This is a genomic window from Acidovorax sp. KNOB132 (genome assembly GCF_057541515.1).
The window spans coordinates 1-1378 of record NZ_BAAJYT010000512.1 but is presented as its reverse complement, the minus strand read 5'-3'; the positions used below and the strand labels follow the sequence as shown (position 1 = coordinate 1378).

The 1378-nt window shown below is 71.6% G+C and carries 2 pseudogenes; both read right to left on the bottom strand.

Annotated elements, in window-relative coordinates:
• Positions 1 to 552, bottom strand: a pseudogene (bioD, locus tag AC27IO_RS24220) (dethiobiotin synthase); the annotation flags it as partial.
• A pseudogene (locus AC27IO_RS24215) lies at positions 549 to 1154 on the bottom strand (aminotransferase class III-fold pyridoxal phosphate-dependent enzyme); the annotation flags it as partial. The pseudogenes bioD and AC27IO_RS24215, both read right to left, overlap by 4 nt.
• Positions 1155 to 1378: the final 224 nt, after the last annotated feature.

The window sequence follows — 1378 nt, the reverse complement described above, 5'->3', positions numbered from 1 at the left end:
GGGTCGATGCGGCTGGCGATCCAGCCGGCCAGCGGCAGGCCGCGCGCGCGCACGGCATCGGCCGTGGAGCGCGGCGTGGCTCAGGCAGCCCAGCCGCAGGCCCACCACCAGCACCACGGGCAGGCCCAGGGCCTGGGCGAGGTCGGCGCCGGTCTCGGTGTCCGACAGCGGCACGTGGAAACCGCCCGCGCCTTCGACGACGACCGCATCGGCCTGCGCCGCCAGCGCTTCGTAGCTGCGCACGATGTGCGCGATGTCGATGCGCGTGCCCGCGCGCTCGGCGGCGATGTGGGGCGAGAGCGGGTCGGGCAGCAGCACGGGGTTGTCCAGCGCCGGGGGCACCGCGATGGTGGAGGCGGCGCGCAGGGCGAGGGCGTCTTCGTTGGCGAGCTGGCCATGGTGCCATTCGGCGCCCGCGGCGATGGGCTTCATGCCCACGACGCGCGTGTGGTGGCGCGCCAGCGCGTGCAGCAGGCCGGCCGAGGCCAGCGTCTTGCCCACGCCGGTGTCGGTGCCGGTGACGAAACAGGCGAATGCCGGGGTCGGGTTCATGGGGCGGTCTCCTCGGCCAGCGTGGCCTGCAGTGCGGCGAAGGCGGCATCGCCCAGGTGCTGCACGGCCTCGTCGTCGAGCACGTAGGGCGGCATGGCGTAGAGCGTTTTGCCGATGGGGCGCAGCACCAGTCCGCGCGCCATGGCGTGGCGGTGGTAGCGGCGGGAAAAATCGGGCAGGGAGGTCTGCACGTCCCATGCCCACACCATGCCCAGCCGGCGCGCATGGCGCACGCGCGGGTGCTGCATGATGGGCGCGCAGGCGGCGTCGATGCGCCCGGCCAGCGCCGCATTGGCCGCGAGCGGGTCGAGCTGGTCGAACAGCTCCAGCGTGGCCAGCGCCGCGCGGCAGGCCAGCGGGTTGCCGGTGTAGGAGTGCGAATGCAGGAAGCCGCGGGCCACGTCGTCGTCGTAGAACGCGGCGTACACGGCCTCGGTGGTGAGCACGGCCGACAGCGGCAGCGTGCCGCCCGTGAGGCCCTTGGACAGGCAGATGAAATCGGGCCGGATGCCGGCCTGCTGGTGCGCGAACATCGTGCCGGTGCGGCCGAAGCCGGTGGCGATCTCGTCCACCACCAGGTGCACGCCGTAGCGGTCGCACAGCTCCAGCTCGGTCGGCAGCAGCGCGCCCACCACGTATTCGCCCGCGGCGATGCGCTCCGACAGATGGCGCGCCACCAGCGCGTAGCGCGGCTCAGCCATGGGCGCAGCCCCTCATCCGGGGTAAACCCGGATTTTCTTTATGTACGTACATAAACACAATAATTCATATGTCCGAACTTAATCACCCGCGGACGCCGACGCAACCACCGACACCATGACCACCC